Source organism: Devosia sp. UYZn731 (assembly GCF_040546795.1).
In the GTDB taxonomy this organism is placed as follows: domain Bacteria; phylum Pseudomonadota; class Alphaproteobacteria; order Rhizobiales; family Devosiaceae; genus Devosia.
The window spans coordinates 134957-152091 of the sequence record NZ_JBEPOL010000009.1; the positions used below are offsets into that span (position 1 = coordinate 134957).

The 17135-nt window shown below is 58.9% G+C and carries 15 protein-coding genes and 3 pseudogenes; 5 read left to right on the top strand and 13 right to left on the bottom strand.

Translation table 11 applies throughout. The annotated features are described in order from the left end of the window. Positions 1-10: 10 nt before the first annotated feature. A pseudogene (locus tag ABIB57_RS21530) lies at positions 11-1743 on the top strand (ABC transporter substrate-binding protein). Positions 1744-2235: 492 nt separating this feature from the next. On the opposite strand, the gene ABIB57_RS21535 reads toward ABIB57_RS21530, so the two are convergent. The 3 genes from ABIB57_RS21535 to ABIB57_RS21545 all read right to left on the bottom strand — a co-directional run bounded on the left by ABIB57_RS21535 (position 2236) and on the right by ABIB57_RS21545 (position 3934). After that, positions 2236-2544, bottom strand: a complete 309-nt coding sequence (locus tag ABIB57_RS21535; protein WP_354043299.1) for a hypothetical protein — start codon at positions 2542-2544, stop codon at positions 2236-2238. 205 nt (positions 2545-2749) lie between these two features. Then, on the bottom strand, positions 2750-3070 hold the full coding sequence (locus tag ABIB57_RS21540) for a hypothetical protein (RefSeq protein WP_354043300.1): 321 nt from the start codon (positions 3068-3070) through the stop codon (positions 2750-2752). A 588-nt stretch (positions 3071-3658) separates the two neighbouring features. Next, the gene (locus ABIB57_RS21545) at positions 3659-3934 is read right to left on the bottom strand and encodes a hypothetical protein (RefSeq protein WP_354043301.1); all 276 of its coding nucleotides are present in this window, start codon (positions 3932-3934) and stop codon (positions 3659-3661) included. A gap of 339 nt (positions 3935-4273) precedes the next feature. Here ABIB57_RS21545 and ABIB57_RS21550 point away from each other — a divergent pair, with 339 nt between their 5' ends. The 4 genes from ABIB57_RS21550 (at position 4274) to ABIB57_RS21565 (ending at position 6483) form a co-directional block, all read left to right on the top strand. Then, a complete protein-coding gene (locus ABIB57_RS21550; RefSeq protein ID WP_354043302.1) occupies positions 4274-4777 on the top strand; it encodes a hypothetical protein in 504 nt (167 codons plus the stop codon). 286 nt (positions 4778-5063) lie between these two features. Continuing rightward, entirely contained in the window at positions 5064-5303 is a 240-nt protein-coding gene (locus ABIB57_RS21555; protein WP_354043303.1) for a hypothetical protein, read from the top strand. A 296-nt stretch (positions 5304-5599) separates the two neighbouring features. Next, on the top strand, positions 5600-6070 hold the full coding sequence (locus ABIB57_RS21560; RefSeq protein WP_354043304.1) for a hypothetical protein: 471 nt from the start codon (positions 5600-5602) through the stop codon (positions 6068-6070). Between the two features lie 101 nt (positions 6071-6171). Beyond that, a complete protein-coding gene (locus tag ABIB57_RS21565) occupies positions 6172-6483 on the top strand; it encodes a hypothetical protein (RefSeq protein WP_354043305.1) in 312 nt (103 codons plus the stop codon). Positions 6484-7096: 613 nt separating this feature from the next. Here ABIB57_RS21565 and ABIB57_RS21570 read toward each other — a convergent pair. The 10 genes and pseudogenes from ABIB57_RS21570 to ABIB57_RS21615 all read right to left on the bottom strand — a co-directional run. Continuing rightward, complete coding sequence (locus ABIB57_RS21570; protein WP_354043306.1) at positions 7097-8212, bottom strand: YihY/virulence factor BrkB family protein; 1116 nt, start codon at positions 8210-8212, stop codon at positions 7097-7099. Positions 8213-8260: 48 nt separating this feature from the next. Then, complete coding sequence (locus ABIB57_RS21575) at positions 8261-9298, bottom strand: DUF3618 domain-containing protein (RefSeq protein WP_354043307.1); 1038 nt, start codon at positions 9296-9298, stop codon at positions 8261-8263. Continuing rightward, positions 9298-9714, bottom strand: a complete 417-nt coding sequence (locus tag ABIB57_RS21580) for a phage holin family protein (protein WP_354043308.1) — start codon at positions 9712-9714, stop codon at positions 9298-9300. Before ABIB57_RS21580 ends, ABIB57_RS21575 begins: the two co-directional genes overlap by 1 nt. Continuing rightward, positions 9701-10288 carry a nutrient deprivation-induced protein gene (locus ABIB57_RS21585; protein WP_354043309.1) on the bottom strand — a complete coding sequence of 196 codons (588 nt, stop codon included), beginning with the start codon at positions 10286-10288 and terminating at the stop codon, positions 9701-9703. Before ABIB57_RS21585 ends, ABIB57_RS21580 begins: the two co-directional genes overlap by 14 nt. 181 nt (positions 10289-10469) lie before the next feature. Next, the gene (locus tag ABIB57_RS21590; protein ID WP_354043310.1) at positions 10470-10649 is read right to left on the bottom strand and encodes a hypothetical protein; all 180 of its coding nucleotides are present in this window, start codon (positions 10647-10649) and stop codon (positions 10470-10472) included. Positions 10650-10827: 178 nt separating this feature from the next. Continuing rightward, positions 10828-13101: an AI-2E family transporter gene (locus tag ABIB57_RS21595; protein ID WP_354043311.1), complete on the bottom strand. Its 2274-nt coding sequence runs from the start codon at positions 13099-13101 to the stop codon at positions 10828-10830. Between the two features lie 110 nt (positions 13102-13211). After that, positions 13212-14351 carry an alpha/beta fold hydrolase gene (locus tag ABIB57_RS21600; protein WP_354043312.1) on the bottom strand — a complete coding sequence of 380 codons (1140 nt, stop codon included), beginning with the start codon at positions 14349-14351 and terminating at the stop codon, positions 13212-13214. A gap of 142 nt (positions 14352-14493) precedes the next feature. Further along, positions 14494-15127, bottom strand: a pseudogene (locus ABIB57_RS21605) (DUF6766 family protein). A 33-nt stretch (positions 15128-15160) separates the two neighbouring features. Next, positions 15161-16024, bottom strand: a complete 864-nt coding sequence (locus tag ABIB57_RS21610; protein ID WP_354043313.1) for a glucose 1-dehydrogenase — start codon at positions 16022-16024, stop codon at positions 15161-15163. A 216-nt stretch (positions 16025-16240) separates the two neighbouring features. Beyond that, a pseudogene (locus ABIB57_RS21615) lies at positions 16241-16396 on the bottom strand (manganese catalase family protein); the annotation flags it as partial. Positions 16397-17135: the final 739 nt, after the last annotated feature.

The following is a 17135-nucleotide window of genomic DNA, read 5'->3' on the forward strand; positions in this document are numbered from 1 at the left end:
AGGATAAAGCATGCGAAGCAAGCTACTAACATCCACAGCGGCACTTGTCTTGCTGCTGTCTGCGGCCCCCGCATGGGCCCAGAGCGCCGAGGGGATCACCACGTTCCTCGACAACGAAATCAATGGCCTGTCGGTGCTTAGCCGTGCCGATCAGGAAACCGAAATGAAGTGGTTCCAGGACGCGGCCAAGCCGTTCGCCGGCATGGAAATCAAGGTCGTATCCGAAACCATCACGGCTCACACCTATGAGTCCAAGGTGCTGGCCGCAGCCTTCGAGGCCATAACTGGCATCAAGGTGACACACGATCTGATCGGCGAAGGCGACGTGGTGGAAAGCTGCAGACCCAGATGCAATCGGGCGAAAATATCTATGACGCCTATGTCAACGATAGCGACCTTATCGGTACTCATTGGCGCTACCAGCAGGCCCGCAACCTGACCGACTGGATGGCCAATGCCGGCAAGGACGTCACCGATCCGATGCTCGACCTGCCCGATTTCATCGGCACCTCGTTCACCACGGCGCCCGATGGCAATCTCTACCAGCTTCCAGACCAGCAATTCGCCAACCTCTACTGGTTCCGCGCCGACTGGTTCGCCGATCCGACCAACCAGGCCGATTTCAAGGCCAAGTACGGCTATGACCTGGGCGTCCCGGTCAACTGGAGCGCTTACGAAGACATCGCCGAGTTCTTCACCGGCCGAGTCATCGACGGTAAGCCAGTCTATGGCCATATGGACTACGGCAAAAAGGATCCCTCGCTCGGCTGGCGTTTCACCGATGCCTGGCTCTCGATGGCCGGAAATGGCGACAAGGGCATTCCGAACGGCCTACCGGTCGACGAGTGGGGCATTAAGGTTGACGAAAACAGCCGCCCGGTTGGCTCTTGTGTCGCCCGGGGCGGCGACACCAATGGACCCGCAGCGGTCTATTCGATCACTAAATATCTCGATTGGCTCAAAGCCTACGCGCCACCCGCTGCCCAGGGCATGACCTTTGGTGAAGCTGGTCCGGTTCCGGCCCAGGGCGAAGTTGCCCAGCAGATCTTCTGGTACACCGTGTTCACCGCCGACATGCTGAAGGCCGGCACTTCGGTGATGAACGAAGATGGCACGCCGAAATGGCGCATGGCGCCCTCTCCACACGGCGTCTACTGGCAGGACGGCATGAAGCTGGGCTACCAGGATGTGGGTTCGTGGACCATCCTGAAGTCTACCCCCGATGAGCGTGCCAAAGCCGCCTGGCTCTATGCCCAGTTCGTCGTCTCCAAGACCGTCGACCTGAAGAAGAGCCATGAGGCTATCAGCTTCGTGCGTCAGTCGACGCTCGATGATCCGAGCTTCACCGAACGCGCCCCCAAGCTGGGCGGTCTGGTCGAGTTCTATCGTTCACCCGCGCGCCTGCAGTGGTCGCCGACTGGCACCAACGTTCCTGATTACCCCAAGCTGGCTCAGCTCTGGTGGCAGGCAATCGGTGATGCGGCCGCTGGCGCGAAGACACCGCAGGAAGCCATGGACTCTCTCTGTGCCGAGCAGGAAAAGGTGCTGGAACGTCTTGAGCGCGCAGGCGTGCAGGGCGATATCGGACCCAAGCTTGCCGAGGAACACGACCTGGCCTACTGGAATGCAGACGCTGTAGCAGCCGGTAACCTGGCTCCCCAGTTGGCCATCGCCAATGAAAAAGAGCAGGGCATCACCGTCAACTATGACGAGCTGGTCAAGAGTTGGGCCGCTGCAAAGTAGCACTGGTGAGTTTGAGCCGGGGCGCCCGCGCCCCGGCATTTCGCAGAAGTAGAGCCTGTTACCGCCATCTGGCACTTACGCAAGACCAACGCTCGGCGCCAGCGCTAAAGTCGCAGACCAAGAGCAATATCACCTGGTTAAACGGCAGCGCCAGTTTACCCGTCGAGCTGCCCGCCTCGCAGGGGGACCACCTCAGCGCCCACGAATATCTAGCCTTCCGCGTTTTCACCTTAAGGCCCGGTCTCAAGCTGAGCATGGGCCGTCACACGACTGATATGGACACAAAGCGGCATCGTTCAGTGACTACGAATGGCGCCTTTTAGGTAGCCGCGAGCTAGCTTCGGATGACCGGAATGGCACACCATTTCGGTCATTTACGCATCGATCTAAATTTCCGAAAAGCTGTCGGTCCGCGAAGCCAATGGTTGGTCCGAAAAGGGTGGATCTGAGCATCTGGAACGGCCGGTAATCGAGGGCGCTAGCACCTGCCGATTAGAAATTGAGGCAGCCGAATTCGTCGTTCACGCTTGGATGATAGATAATGAAGCTGTCGCCCATATCCGCCAGCTGTTGGGCATCCGCCTTCGACAACCATTCTGTCCGCGTGACGCGAGCATAAGGGTCTCCCCGGTTCGCGGTGGTAACGAGGCAGACATACTCAACGTCGACCGGAATGGCGACTGTGGGTTCGTAGATCTTCTTCAACTGGCCCGGCGGTATATGGTGACCCGGCTTGTGATGTGCGGAAGCCGGCGTGGCGACGGCTAGAAGTACAGGAACAAGCAATATTAGCGCGCGCATTGGAGTTTCCTTTCATCGCGGGTCGGCGGGTTGCGTACACCACCAGCGACGGACCATTTCGGTTCTAGGCCAGCGCTGGCGGCGTCACCGCGTGGAACTGGCGTTGCGTGTCTGGGGTCTCCATAGCGCTCGGGAGCCAAGTCAAGCGAGAAGGCGTCCGCTCCACAAGAAGCGCGCGCCACACAGGCGGGCTTCGCCCGTCTCGTCAGTTGTTGAAGTGCTCGTTGCAGAGCTCTTCGCCCGTAGCGTAGTCCTTGCCTTCGCCCACCAGCGGGTCGTCTGCATAGTCATCGACCATCATGGTGTTTGGGTCTTTGGCAGCCTGGGCCTGGGCAGCCTTCCGAGGCAGCCACTTGGAATCAACGATATCCGTATCGTTGAAGACACCAGGCGTGCCGGTTGTCACGAGGCAGGCGCGATCCTGTCCCGGAGCACTCCCTTTGGCGTTGTTGCTTTGAGCCATGGACTGGCTCGATACACCCAAGAAACAAGCAGCGGCCACGGCCGCGCAGATAATCGCTTTCATCTCTCTTCTCCTCTCCTGCAGGGTACCGAAACGACGACCGTTCGGCTGCTGCGAAGGCGCTGGATGAAAAAACGTCATTGCGGCCACGGCGTTCCATAACATCTTGATCTAATTAATTAAATTACGATAACAGCCGTTGTCAGCCGCTTGTCATGATGGTAAGTCAGCGCTAAGAGGACATGGGGACTGTCGCAGCCTATTCGGGTCGCAGGCACCGGAAGCGGTCAGTCCACTGTCGGCCGCGTTGCGGCCACGCCACTAGCGTACGCTTTACCGAGCCTCTGAGAGCGGCCCGTCCATTTTCCACCATTGCAGACCATCGGGCCGGGCAGTGCAAGGCAGGGCAAGGCAGTTAGAGGGGCAGAGAAGGGGCCGTTAGCGGACCGACAAGTTTGGGTGACATGACGACGATAGCGGACTTCCCCCGGTGCCTAGGGCCAAACGGCTGAAATGGGGCCGCCTGCGTACCACAGCTTTGGTGGTCGTCTATCGATAGCGGACGATCGGCGTCCAAATGGGCAGACGCCCGACCCGGGCCTAAAGCGGCCACCTGTTTCGGCTTCGCCGATTAAGAATCGGCTGCGGCCTCTAGGCCTTCTGCTTTTCTGCCACGTCCAAATAGAACTTTAACGCCACCTCGACAAGCTGCGTCGGGGTGAATTCGAGGTCCTTGGCGTCGGCCTTGACGCAGGCCATCCTGCCGGGCCCGACGAGCTGATACTCCAGCTTCATGCTTTTAAGCGTGCTGGCCTCGCTGATCGAGCCTCGGTAGCCGGGAATGTCGGGAAAGCCCTTATAGAAGTTGATTTCCATCTCGGCTTCGTCGAGGGCGTTCGCGTAACACGTGCGGAAGTTCGCGATCATGATCGTCGGATAGAGGCCCTGAACGATCCGGTAGCCTTGCGACTAGTGGAAATCGATCAGGGGGACCGACGGTTTCAGGGCTGCCACCGCGGCCTCCAGCGACGCCGAGAACTCGGGAACGCTGCCCTGGCAGCCTGGACGCCTCGCTTGCTCCTCTGAAACTGCCCTGCCTCGTCACGGAATTCCTGCTCGCGCTTGAACCGGGCCGCCGATGGATGACCGATTCTTCATGGGGCATTGGCGACTGTTTGCCAGACACGAGGTCATCCGAACACCGTGACGACCACCGGGATCGAACGAAGTACACGAACGTTGCAGAGCATCATGTGGAGGTTCGAAATGATTATCTCGCTACGTCAAGCTATATTGATAGCCGCCCTCATCGCCGGCGCCCGACCCTCCGGCGCGCAAGAGGTAACTTGGAGCCGGTATACCGATGAAACCGTCGGATTTTCTGCTGAGTTGCCCTATGGCCTCTTCCAGCCGGTCTCAAGCGAGGGGGAGAGGGGCATCACCCTAATGGAAGTGGGCGGCACTGGTCAGATCAATATCTATGGAGGCGACGCCGCGGGGCTGACTCTACACGGGTTCGCCGATCGACTATCGTCAGGTGAACAAGTCCGCAGCGTTACATACCAAGCGGCCGGGGAAAGCTGGTTCGTGCTGTCGGGACTCTATGAGCCGGAGCCGGATCAGGAGCCCCTCATCTTTTATACGAAGGTCCTGTTGTCTCGTGACCGGAAGGCATTCTCGGCTTTCGAGGTCAGTTACGAGCGCGTCGACAAGATGCGCTTCGACCCAATCGTCAGCCGAATAGAAGACAGCTTTTCCCGGCTCGACTGAATTGCCGTCTGCACTTCAGAACGGAGCGCTGACTACCATGGCGCTGCATGGGGATGGTCAGCAATGCCTCGGGCAGCCAAGTGCAGAACCGATCAGATTCGGGCACCCTTGTGCCAAGCCCCTGACGCTGGGGTACAGGCCGCTCTCCTGCGTCCTGCCCGGAGTGGCCTGTTCGTTGTTAAGTTAATGGGCCCCGACCTCTGGGGCGGAGGTCAGGGAAGAGTTGCCGTGCGAGCGTCCACCAACACGGCACTTGTCTAGGGTGTCTAGTCATGCGGGAGTTCCGTTGATCGAAGAATTGCTGCACGCGGATTGCCGACTCTTCGCAATCCGTTTGTATTCGCATTGGAATTTGCCGATGTCCGACCAGAACCCCGCTGAAGAGATCATCTCAATTCAGACAGGCACCTTCGAGGCCTTCGACCAGCAATACACGGTCACTACTATGCTGTACGGTGTCTCTTGTTGTGCCCCTCGGGCTTCGGCAACGGCGCCCGTGAGCCGGGCCGTTGACCTCAAGCTCTAGCAGGTGCAACGACGTTCATCGGCAGATCGGGCCCGTTTTGTGGGATTTAAGACTGCCCATCGTTCGTTTGGAGGTCAAGGCTGCTGGCAATCTGTTACAGCTGAAGAAGCCGAGAGAGCGACGTTGGTCTGGGGCGCTAGCTATTTGGGTCTATTGTTCGCTAGAGTCATCAGCGTTGGGACCAGGCTTACGGCGCGCTGAACGTCGATGTTATCTTATTTTAATGTGTTATTTCAATGACTTGATGGAACAGGCGGCATATCATTTCGTTCTGAGGCTCAAGAAGGAGAAATGACATGCGCAAACTATCAGTTATCACCTTTGCCGCCACCTTGGCCCTATCCACCGCCGCATTTGGCCAGAGAGCGACGGTCGCGGTTGACCTGTCCCAGATCTCGGCAGACCTCGCCGCTGAACTCACCATCGACGTCAATGACCTCCCGGCCAGTGTCCGTCTGCCGGCGGAACTCGCCTCTGACATCTGCGGTGTCGATCTCGGCTCGATCGCCAAGGCCTGCGTTGCCACCATCATTAACACTGATCTGGTGGCCGCCATCGAAGACGAGATCGGTGAGGGCGGAAATAGTAACAGCGCCCGTGAATTTGCTCCTGGGCAGCAAGTGGGTGATGCTAAGGACGCCGCCCCTGGGCAGCAGGATGGCGATGCGAAGGACTTTGCTCCAGGACAGGTCAAGAAAGCTGCCGACGCTCAGGACCAGGGACACGAAACCGACACAGCCCCCGGACAGGACAAGAAAGTCCATTAGTGCCATGGAGCGGGCCTAGCCACCGCCGGGCTCAGTCTCGAAATGAGATGAAATGTCTCTTGGCCTTATGAGTAGTCGGGTACAACCGAGAGGAACATTGCATGAGCTGGTATCAGGCTACCCTTAACCGTAATGGGATCCAGAGCAAACTCAGCGAGGACGCCCCATTTGTCTTCTTCGACCCAAGACCATTGCGCGAACTCCACGCCGCTTTGTGGGCGCACGGATATATGGAGGTCGAGCACGTTTCAACAGAAGGAAATGTGGCTCTCGGGAAGGCGATCCTGCGCGATCCACATGTCATAGCAATCGAGAAGCGCCTGGATCTTGACTTGGAATGGCCCAAAGGACTGCCCTCGTTCGAAAAGAGACCTCCGCCAAAGAAGCTAAAACTGATGGTTGTTGCTCAATGACAGTTCTGACGCGTCGTCTTAGGCACCTTGGGTTGGGAGGCGCGAGGTCAACAACAGCGGTACGAGGGGACGGATACCAAGAAACCGACCATCAACTCGCTTTGGCGATCATGCGCTGGAGAGATCATCTCGACATGCAGCCCGTAGTCTCGAGGCCATCGATCAGCAATACACGCTGACGGTCAAACTCTCGGAGTGCGGCTTCCCTTTCGTTGGCCTGTCATGGAGGTCTAAAATTGACGGACATGCAGGGGAGTTACCGACGGGTGAGCATCGAAGCTGAGGTGCCCAACGGGGTGACGGTTGGCTTTGAGCGGGAAAATGGGCAGACGCGAGCCGCGTTGTGGTGGGACGGAAAGACCGGCGTGGAAGCCGGTGAGCAGCAGCATCTCGGCGTGCCAGAGGCGTTTGCCGCCGCTCAAGCAGCACTTGAGCTTATGGCTTTACGGAAATCGGCGTGGTGTGCAGAGCGGCGAGCTATGGGACTCCCAGTGGGGAAGGCTCCACGATGCCAGCCGCGAGCCGTTGAGAAATATACGGAACGCCGAGCTCAACGAGAGCGAAGCCTTCCAACTGGTCTCGAGCCTCGAAGCGGAACATGACGCTTGAGGGCCTATGACTGCCGCCGGCGGCTGCGGCGTGCGGCAAGCCCCACAGCTAGGGCGATAGGGGCAAGAATTGCGATTGTTTTCCAAGAGAGATGCTCGCGCTGCATCGTCTGGGGGGCAGCCTCTAACTTATCCCGCGCTGGTGGCCAGGCCCTGCCGACCGTATCTGCCATATGAGCTCCCCGCTCCCCGAGCGGTAGTTCGGAACCGGTGGTCGAGTCTTTTGCGGTCTGGTGCTCGATCTCCGAATTTAGCTCGGCGCCGAAGATAACGGTGGTCGCCGTGAGCCACAACCAAGTGAGCAGGCCAATCAGGGCGCCCAGCGATCCATAGGTGGCATTGTAATCGGTGAAATTGCCGACATACCAGGAGAACAACACCGAGGTCACGCCGGTTGCGACTACGGCAAGGCCGGTTCCGGGGGTTATCCAGCGCCAGCGGGCGTCTTCCCGGCTCGGTCCCCAGCGATAGAGCGCGCCGATGCCGGCCACTACTACGAACAGCATGGCAAGATATCCCGCTATGCGGATTGTCCATTCCAGTCCCTTGCTGCCAGGCAGTAACGGCAGCACTGCCGGCATTATGAGAATGACGGCTACAACCAGTACGGCTGCCAGGGCCCCGCCTAGCGTGAAGGCCAAAGCCAGGAGATTGTAGTGGATGAAGGACCGCTTTTCATCTTCGTGATAGGCGATATTCATCCCCTCAAACATGGCCTTGACCCCGGCGCTGGCACTCCACAGCGCGAGTGCGAGGGAGAAGAAAAGCGTGAGGCTGAGCGTTCCGTCGCTCTCGCTGGTGATACGGGTCAGCTGATCACGGATAATATCTAGCCCGCCGCTTGGGACGATGCCCACGAGCACATCGACTTGGTCGAGCACCGTGGCGCGGTTGTTGAATAGCCCGTAGATGGAGACGAACGCCGTCAGGGTCGGCACCAGAGCCAGCATTAAATAATAGGTCACACCTGCCGCCGTAAGCATCACTCGATCTTGAGCGATTGAGCGATAGAGTCGCCACAGGATATCCTTCCAGCCTTTGGCCGGTATATCGTTGGGAGACTTGGCTTCGCGCCCGCGGCCTAGCTGCCGGGCATAGGAGTGGGATGTAGTCTCGCTCATGCTCGCCCCCAAAGAGGGAGGATGGCGAACCATCCTCCCCAGCACAATCTATTGGGTGAAACCACTTGGGCCAGTGCCACCGCCCTCGGTGTTGTCATCGACGGCGCTCACCAGGCCGTCTTTGGCCTCATGGTAAAGGTCGCCGGCTTTTTCCGAGGCCTTGTCATAGAGATCGGCGACCTGCTCCTTGCCTTGGGCATAGAGGTCCGCTGCCTGCGTGCCCGCCTTAGCCTTAACGGCGTCCGCGGCTTCCCCCATCAGCGCGTCTTCTTGCGGAGTATGGGGCAAAGCCGAGCCTAAAGCCGCGCCAATCGCGAAGGCCAAGGCGCCGCCGACCAGCGGCTGATCGCGGAATTGGGTCAATACGGTTTGCGTGAGCTGATCAGCCTGCAGGCCAGCCTGGTCGCGACCCGAGCCCACAGCGTCGCGAGCATCGTGCAGCTTTTCTTGTACCTTCTGCCAGTTATGCGCCGCCCACCCAGTAGCCTCGTCGAGGAGATTCCCGGCTTCGTCGCGGAAATTCTTGACCTGTTCGCCGGCGCTGTCGGTGAAGCCGCTGAAGGTGTTTCCAGCCTCATCGACAAAATGGCCGGCGCGCTTGCCGGTTTCGTCGGTCAGGGCGCGGAACTTCTTCCCGGCATCGTCGGCAAACTCACTATAGCTGTGACCATGATCGCTAACTCGGCCCAGGCGTTGCAGGCTGGAGCCGTTAATGGTGGTCACTGGATAAGTATCGTCGTAATCGCTGCGAGCGTTATATCCGCGGCGCGCATTGATGCTGTCGTTCCAGGCCTGGTCACCTTTTCCGATACTGGTTTTGGCATCGCTGCCTGGTTTGGCCATCAACCACGCAAGCCCTATACCCACCAAGGCGATCGGTAGGGGATTGCTCGTGGCCGAGCGGCCAAGATTGGCGACGAAGTCACCGCCGCCATGATTTTTGCCGTAAGATAGAAGTTCGTCGACGAGCTGGCCCGGCGACAAGCGCTCCTGGATTTCGTCGATCCTACTCTCGACCTGGCTGCGCTGTGCCTGGATTTCGCGCTCAAGCTCTGCCGCGGTTTTATGTTCGTTGTCGTAAGCCATCACAGTCTCTCCTTGACGACGTCAGCATCGCGCCCGAGCGAGCTGGCAGTACGATTCAATGTCAGATTGCCGCCTTTGAGCGCGGCCAGGCCACGCGAGATCAGAACCCACGCGATGATTCCGACGACGACGGCGACGATTAGCGCCGAAAGAGCATTGGCGCCGGCCTCACCCATGCCCTGGGCCATGAAGAAGGCGCCCAGGCCCGCAACTATGGCGGTAAGGATGACACCGAGAGCACCGAGCGCCAGCACGGCGCCGGCGAGCAGCAGCTCCACACCGCCCAAAGTTTGAGAAAATTTCTCGGAGGCTTCGGCCTTGGCGAGTTGGACTTCCTTTCGGAACAGATTGGAGATGTCGGTCGCCAGGCCCCCAATCAACTCGGACAGCGGACGTGCTTCGTTACTGCTGGACATTGTTGCCTCCAGTGTTGGCAGGGGTAGTGGCCGGATCTTTAGCGGTGTCGCGACGATGCGCCGAGGCCAGAGCGAACCGGCTGGCGACGAAGCCAGCCAGGGCAGCGGCACCGAGGAAGGCGACCGGTTGCTTGCGGCCGAAGTCCTGCGCCATCCCCATTAAATCATCGACATCCTTGTTCTGCACGGTATCGGCGAACTTGCCGACACCGGCAGCGAGGTCGCGGGCATATCCGGCTACGATGCCCTGGTCGGTTTGTGATAGTTCGTCGGCTACTTTGGTTATGGCGCTAGCGATGCCACTCAACTGGGTGGCGGCCATGTCCTTCTGCTCGCCGGCAAACCCCTTGGCTTTTTCGGTGGCGGCCCCAATCTGGCTTTTAGCCTCTTCCTTAAGGCTCTGCACGTCCTCGCCTGCATGCTGGCGAACTGCATCCAGATTGTCTTGCAACGTCTCCTTGGCGGCACCGAATTCGTTTTGCGCCTTTTGCTGAAGTTCGGCGGGGATAAGCCCTGAACCGAGACTACCGCCGGGACGGGCGGCACCGCTTTCGTTTGAACCTTGGTCGCTCATTTGCGCCTCCTCTGGATCACAAGGGCGCACAAGCGCCGTGTGATGCCACAATGCAGACTAACGCTGGGAGTTCCGGAAAATTGACGTGTTATAACAATGGCTTGAGCCTCCTAGGCCCAAGGGTTTGCATGGCGCGCCGTGGGGACGCACCATTCAATTGGAGTTCGCAGTTTTCACCTCGTCAGAATGAATCGAGCCCGAACTTGGTCCACCCGTTTTGGTTGTGGTGGAAATTCTTGTACCCGTCGGCAGTGTCTTTGAGTGGCAAGTGGTCAATGATCATCAGGAAGGTCGCGTCGATCTCGCCTTCCTGATTGTGGGGCAACTTGGTGTGGACGTCGGCCAACTGGTGGAATTGCATGATAGATCTCCATTCCCGCACTCAAACAACTGAGGATTAAAACTCGTTCCAACACGTTGTGCCCATGGAGCTCTCGAGCATGGGGGGAGGCCAATCAGGCGCGTTCTGGGCCGTCACTTACCTTCGTTGGAAGGGCTTCATGCAGGTGCGGGGGAACCGCGTCGCCTCGCCTAAATTGCTAAGCCAAGCTGGCGGTATCCGGCACCTTATCTGAGCGGCCTAACTTCACCATCAGCCTCAGCGCCTGTAGCTCCAGCCGTTCGCGATCCGCATCGGTGAATTCGCGCGGTTCGTGGTCAAGCAGGGCCAGTGAACCGATGGCTTCGCCATCGGGACCGAGAAGCGGGACCCCAGCGAAAAACCGGACGCCGTTTTCGAGGAGGTAAGGGTCATTCCCAAAGAGCGGGTCGACCGCGACATTGGGCACAATAACGGCCTTGTTGGTTTCGAAGACCTGCTGGCTTGGAGCGCTGACGCGTCGCGGGTCGCTGCCGGCGGGCACGACAGCCGTCGGCGAGACTGCATCAGCTATCTCCATGATTGCAACAGGCATGCCGCTCGCCTTGGCGATCTCCCCTAGCATGTCCGATAGCGGACCATCAGACTGCGCAAGGCGACGCAAGCGCACCAATGAGGCCTCGTCGATCGGCTCCTCGAGCGCCGTGTTCCCGCTGGGAAGGACACCGGGTTCAAGCGACTTTCTAATAGAGGCGACGGCGTCCTTGAGGGTATAGACGACCCCTTTGGTGCCCCAGTCGGCGTGCTCCGGGTTAGCCGTGGGGCCATCACCGAGAACGCACGCGATAACAGCCAGTTCGGGGTGCTGACGCAGCAGGCGCTTTGCCACAAAGCGCGCATAGCTGCGCGGATTGTCCCCGACATAGCACAGACAGACCACCTCGATACCGGCGAGTGCCAGCTGTCCGATACTCTCCTGTCGTATCGTCAATGGCGCAAGCGCCTTGGCGGGGTGACCAGCCGCCAGCAGGAGACGCGACAGGATTTGTGCGGCGGCTTCGTCCAATTCTGTTCGCCCGCCGATACAAAAGACCCGGGGGGGCAATGAGGCTGCCTCAGGGTCCTGATCAATGTCGATGTCGTTTATCACTGCCATCATGCTGTCGACGACGTTGCGACGGTGTGAAAGATCGACGACGTCCAGAGAAAGATCGGTTTCCGCAAGCCGCAACGCCGGCATGGCAATCGCTTCGTAGAAACCTGGAGCGTCGTGCACGGCGATAAATTCGTCGGCAAGCCCGATCGCCTCCTCGACATTGCCTGCCACCAGACGTTGATAAAACCGCTCGGGAGGGCTTAGCACCGGCTCACTGCCGAGAAGCGTTTCGAAGAACGCCAACTGGGGCACGTAGCGTCCGAGCACCACGAGGCAAACCGTGATCGGCGTGGACAAAATAAGGCCGATCGGGCCCCACATCGTCGCCCAGAACATGGCGGCAATAAGTACCGCAATTGCCGACAACCCCGTGCTGGAGCCATAGAGCCGCGGCTCGATGGCATTGGTGATGACAAGCTCGAGCGCAACATATAGGGCCACTGAAGACAACAACATCGACCATCCCGGGTCGACGGCAAAGGCAAGCGTAAAGGGAATGGACGCGGCGATGATCGTCCCGACAAACGGGATATAGCGAAACATCGCCGCGAGCAGACCCCACAGAATAGCATTGGGAACGCCAATAATCGACAAGCCCATGCCGAAGATGGTCCCGTAGCTGAGGTTGACGCAGAACTGCACCAGGAGATAGCGACTGACGCGGGCCGCAGCCTCGTTCATAACCTTTGTGCTGGTCCGCAAATCGCCACGGCTGACCAGCTTAAGGAAGCGGTCGCGCAAGTCCTCACGCTCGAGCAGCAGAAAGATCAAGAACACCAGGACGATCGCAGCGGTCGCCAACGGTCCCAATACCGACCCCAGGACGGATTGCACGATGCCAAGTGGGCCGGCACCCCCGTTGGTGATCGTCACCGGCATAGGCGGGGCGGTACCAGCCGTCACGGCTCCGGCGAATTGACCACTAAGACGATCAAGAGCACCCGTAAGGCTCTCGACAAAGGCGCCACCACCCAATGAGTGCTGCAATGCTTGGGTTTTAGCCGTGACGGTGGATTGGTAGCTTGGCAAATCCGAGGCCAATTTAATCAGTTGGCTGGCTACCACATACGCGATTGTGGACAGTACGGCGGCGGCGAGGGCCACGGCCAGAAGGACCGCAAGGATATGAGGTATGTGCAGCCGGCGAAGTCGCCTGATCAGCGGAGCGAGCGCGAAGGCCAACAGGACCGCCAAAACTAATGGAACTAGGATACCGGCGCCAAGGTAGAGGATAACCACGGCCACCATAATGATGCTGGCCGTCACAAGCGGGTTTCCTCGGTCCGTCGCCCGAACGAAGACAGGTAAGGAAGTCGTGCGCTCTAGTGGGTCGGCCATGACGCCTCCATGGGCAGGATCGCCTGCACCGACGTGACTTTGCTATCAACAAGCCAGCTGGAACGCCCGCCGAACTATACCGTTCCGACAGGGGGAGATCATTGCGCAGTTTAAAATTTGACCGGCTGCACCGAGTCCGCAAAATCCTCAATGGCACGATTGTATACAGGCGCCAGTTCGAGAAAGCCCATATGGTTGACCCCGGCGATAGCGGTGTAGATTGTGCCCGCATGGTCTAGTGCGATCCGCTGGCCGGCCTCCGGCTTGGTTACGATGTCGATGGAGCCGGCCAGGACGAGCACCGGCGTCGTAATTTTCGCCATGGCATTGGTCGCATCCCAACGGAACATTGCCAAATTGCCGCGGTTGATATTGCCGGGCGAGTTCCGCGTGGAGAGCAAGGTAGTATGATTGAGCTGGCTATGAGTGACGTACTTCCCGAAACCGATGCGGTTCGCGACATGGGCGCTACCACTGAGATAGCTTTGCCAAGCACTGAGCCAGACAAGCGGTTGCAGCAGAATTCCCAGCCGCATGATAGGCTCCAGCACGGGCCATCGGATCGCTTGAGCAAGGCCGCTTAGGATCATGGTTTTGAGCGGGTTGGTGTAAGTGGTGTTCACCAGAACTGTGCCGGCAACCCGACGATTGAAGTATTCAGGTTCATCGCGAGCCAGGGTCTGGATGGTCATCCCGCCGATGCTGTGGCCGACCAGGACAACCTTACGATCGCCAGCGAGTTCGATCACGCTGCGTAGGTCCTGAGCGAACTCGGAAAGCCCGATTGCTGAGGCGGTGGCTGGCCTGGATTTTCCCATTCCGGGAAGGTCCCAGCAAATCACTTGAAATCGCCGTGCCAGATCCCGTTTCGCGTAGAACCAGATTGTGCTGTCCATGGCCCAACCATGCGTGAGAATGATCACTGGAGCATCGGGGGCTCCAAGACGCTCGACATAAAGTTGCGAGCCGGTGGCGCCCGGGACCGTCACCCCGGCGCTGCGTATCGGCGCGGTGGGATCAGTGTCCTTCTTTGCTAGAAACGGGGCCAGGATAGTGCGGCCGAGGAAAGACAAGCAGAGCAGGGCGCCCCCAAGCCATAAAAACCAATCCGTTCGGACACGGACCAAATCTCCATCGGATTGGCGGACAAGGTCGCCATGGTACCAATTCCATAAAAGGTAGGCGGCCACTCCCAAGATACACAATGACAGGAGACTGAAGACAAAGCGGAGGATAATGATGAAAGGCACGTGGTCACCTTGATTTGGAGTGCATGTCGTCGGCAGGCAACGACAAACGCGCTTGCCTGTTCCGCTAATCAGTTGGGATTGGACGATTTGTCTCGTTGGTATGGCCGCGAATTGCGGCTGGCCGCAGTTTAAGTGCGGTGCCTTAGTGGCCAGTTTTGGCGTGCGGATCAGCCACGGCCTTGGATTCGGGAGACCCCCGCTGGCAAAGCACGATGGACATGACCACGAGGACCGCCGTGGACAGAAATTCCGATTGCCAGTTTTGAAACGACTCGAACCAAAGTTGTGGATCACCGAGATACTGCAGCGTGGTTTGGGTAGGCAAACCGTGCAGGAGAGCGTCGGCGTTGGACGCGGCGGCGCTTTGGGTCCAATGCATCACGAACGATGCGAAAAACACCACCAGCAGGGCAAGCCCCAGGGAGTTGGAGTAAATTGCCGACAGTATTCCACCGGCTCTTGCCGGCCAGGGGGCATCAGGGCCCAACCGCTTGCCAGGATCAGCGTCTTCGGCATTGTCCCCCATCTGGATCTTTGGATTCAGAGGAACCTCGCTGGAACAGAAAGGCGGTCATGATCACATAGGCCGACATCTGCAGAAATTCGCTCTCCCAATTTTCAAAGAGGGCCGACTGGAAAGACGGACTGGAGACGTAGCTTAAGAGACTTTTCGAAGGTGCGCCGTGGGATTGCAAGGTCAGGTTTTCTTCGATCCAGCCTGACCCGACCATTCCGCCCAGGCAGAACAAGAATACCGCCAGGAGTGCGATAGTCAGTCCGTTATCGCGAAGGAATGTAAGAGACGGCTGTCACAGCATGGGCTCGCCGCCGGTGACCGAGATAATTGAACCAGTCATGTAGCTGCCGGCGTTGGAAGCGAGCAAGACATAAGCCCCCGCCAATTCTGCCGGCTGCCCCACCCTTCCCAACGGTGTATTTTGACCGAAAGTGCTCACTTTCTCTGGGGACATGGTCGAGGGGATGAGCGGCGTCCAGATTGGTCCGGGTGCGACCGCGTTGACACGTATTCCTCTATTGCCAAGCATCTGTGCCAAGCCGGCGGTGAAGTTCGAGATCGCACCTTTAGTTGTCGCATAAGCCAGGAGTTCGGGTGACGGCGACTTCGACTGGATGGACGTGGTGTTGATGATGCAGCTGCCCGACTTGAGGTGGGGGGACGCGGCCTTTGCCAAGAAGAACGGTGCATAGACGTTTGTTTTCATGGTCGCGTCCCAATCCTCTACCGTGATGTCGGCGATATCTGCATAGGTCCGCTGGAACGCTGCATTGTTGACGAGGATGTCTAGGCCGCCCAGTTCCTGTACCGCAGTTTGCACGAGTGTCTGGCAGTGCTGCTCGCTCGTTATGTCGCCTGGGACGACGACGGCTTTGCGGCCAGCCAGTTCAATAAGAGCTGCCGTTGACTGGGCGTCGTCCTCCTCGTTGAGATAGGACAGCACGATGTCGGCACCCTCGCGGGCGAACGCGATGGCGACCGCCCTGCCAATGCCGCTGTCACCGCCGGTAATGAGCGCGACTTTGCCCATTAACTTGCCGGTGCCCACATAGCTGTCTTCGCCGTGATCGGGGATGGGCCGCATTCGACCGGTTAGGCCCGGTGGGGTCTGTGGCTGGATTGGGAAATCTTCTGGTTCTTGGACTTGGTCAGACATGGAAGCCTCCAGGAATGATGTGGGTCCAAACCCGCGAACCGGGCGCGGGTTGCTTTTCCAAGGGTAAATCAAGGGCAGAACATGCTGCGATGGGGGCGGTGGTGATCCCATGGCGCATATATGACGCGCTCCACGATATGCCGCGATGGCATGGCGACAGAGGACATGGTTTAGACGAGCGCGTCGGAGGCGGGGCACGCTTCCGACGCTGACATGTCAGCGCGAGGCTTGGTAGAGCTTGGCCGCGATCTCATACATTTCTTCAGGCGCATAGTCGGGCGTGAAGGCCGAGGGCACGCCCTCGAGTTGCTGGATCTTGCCGCCCTCGGGCATGCCTTCGACAACTTCGAGTTCGCCAGGCGGGTCGAAGAACATTGCGAAACGGTCGCCCGTTGAAAAGCCCCGCGCACGACCGAGCAGTTGGATCCCGCCCAGCGCAATGCGATTGCCTTTCCCATTCGGCTCCTTCGCTTGGCAAACAACGGCGACGGAAATGCAAATCATGCCTTTTTCCGAACTTTCCAGAATGTTCTTCAAACTAAGGATCGCCACAACGACCAGGAGTAAACTGGGACAGGTGAAGTGTCATCGGCTACGTTGACGGGTCAAGAGGGGGCTTCGCAAGACATCGGATTTCGGCCTCCCGCAATGGACGCATCCGGAGCACCTCCTTTCGGCACATTTGGCCGCTGGGCGCGGCGCGTTGGTCCTCACGTCGCGCAGGAGTTGGGGATGGGGCCTTGGGAACGTTGGCGTCGCTCAAAACAGGGGTACTGCGGTGCTTGTTGAAGCCGCGAGTGACACGCCTAATAGTGGACCTATGTCATCTCCGCAAAAAAGAGTGAAACGGCCAAGCTGATTGAGGAATGGATGCTTCCGTCGGCGGCGACGCTTGGATCGTCGGTCCGAGCCAAAGGACTTCTTCTAGAGATACGCGCCCGTCTGCCTCAAGGACGGCTGAATCGGACAGCAATTGCAGCGAGTCCCCCAACCCGAAACTGCTAGGGCTGGGATGAGTTCAAACGCGACGGACCACTACGCTAACCCGTGGGTCGCCACTGGTGCCTTGCATATTAGGGTGATGTAGCGCGGGCGGGGTATGGACTCGTCT

What these genes read in the sequence shown, in the direction of transcription:
- ABIB57_RS21535 (WP_354043299.1), bottom strand. Translation starts at nt 2,544, where the DNA reads ATGCGCGCGCTAATATTGCTTGTTCCTGTACTTCTAGCCGTCGCCACG.
- ABIB57_RS21540 (WP_354043300.1), bottom strand. Translation starts at nt 3,070, where the DNA reads ATGAAAGCGATTATCTGCGCGGCCGTGGCCGCTGCTTGTTTCTTGGGT.
- ABIB57_RS21545 (WP_354043301.1), bottom strand. Translation starts at nt 3,934, where the DNA reads ATGATCGCGAACTTCCGCACGTGTTACGCGAACGCCCTCGACGAAGCC.
- ABIB57_RS21550 (WP_354043302.1), top strand. Translation starts at nt 4,274, where the DNA reads ATGATTATCTCGCTACGTCAAGCTATATTGATAGCCGCCCTCATCGCC.
- ABIB57_RS21560 (WP_354043304.1), top strand. Translation starts at nt 5,600, where the DNA reads ATGCGCAAACTATCAGTTATCACCTTTGCCGCCACCTTGGCCCTATCC.
- ABIB57_RS21565 (WP_354043305.1), top strand. Translation starts at nt 6,172, where the DNA reads ATGAGCTGGTATCAGGCTACCCTTAACCGTAATGGGATCCAGAGCAAA.
- ABIB57_RS21570 (WP_354043306.1), bottom strand. Translation starts at nt 8,212, where the DNA reads ATGAGCGAGACTACATCCCACTCCTATGCCCGGCAGCTAGGCCGCGGG.
- ABIB57_RS21575 (WP_354043307.1), bottom strand. Translation starts at nt 9,298, where the DNA reads ATGGCTTACGACAACGAACATAAAACCGCGGCAGAGCTTGAGCGCGAA.
- ABIB57_RS21580 (WP_354043308.1), bottom strand. Translation starts at nt 9,714, where the DNA reads ATGTCCAGCAGTAACGAAGCACGTCCGCTGTCCGAGTTGATTGGGGGC.
- ABIB57_RS21585 (WP_354043309.1), bottom strand. Translation starts at nt 10,288, where the DNA reads ATGAGCGACCAAGGTTCAAACGAAAGCGGTGCCGCCCGTCCCGGCGGT.
- ABIB57_RS21590 (WP_354043310.1), bottom strand. Translation starts at nt 10,649, where the DNA reads ATGCAATTCCACCAGTTGGCCGACGTCCACACCAAGTTGCCCCACAAT.
- ABIB57_RS21595 (WP_354043311.1), bottom strand. Translation starts at nt 13,101, where the DNA reads ATGGCCGACCCACTAGAGCGCACGACTTCCTTACCTGTCTTCGTTCGG.
- ABIB57_RS21610 (WP_354043313.1), bottom strand. Translation starts at nt 16,024, where the DNA reads ATGTCTGACCAAGTCCAAGAACCAGAAGATTTCCCAATCCAGCCACAG.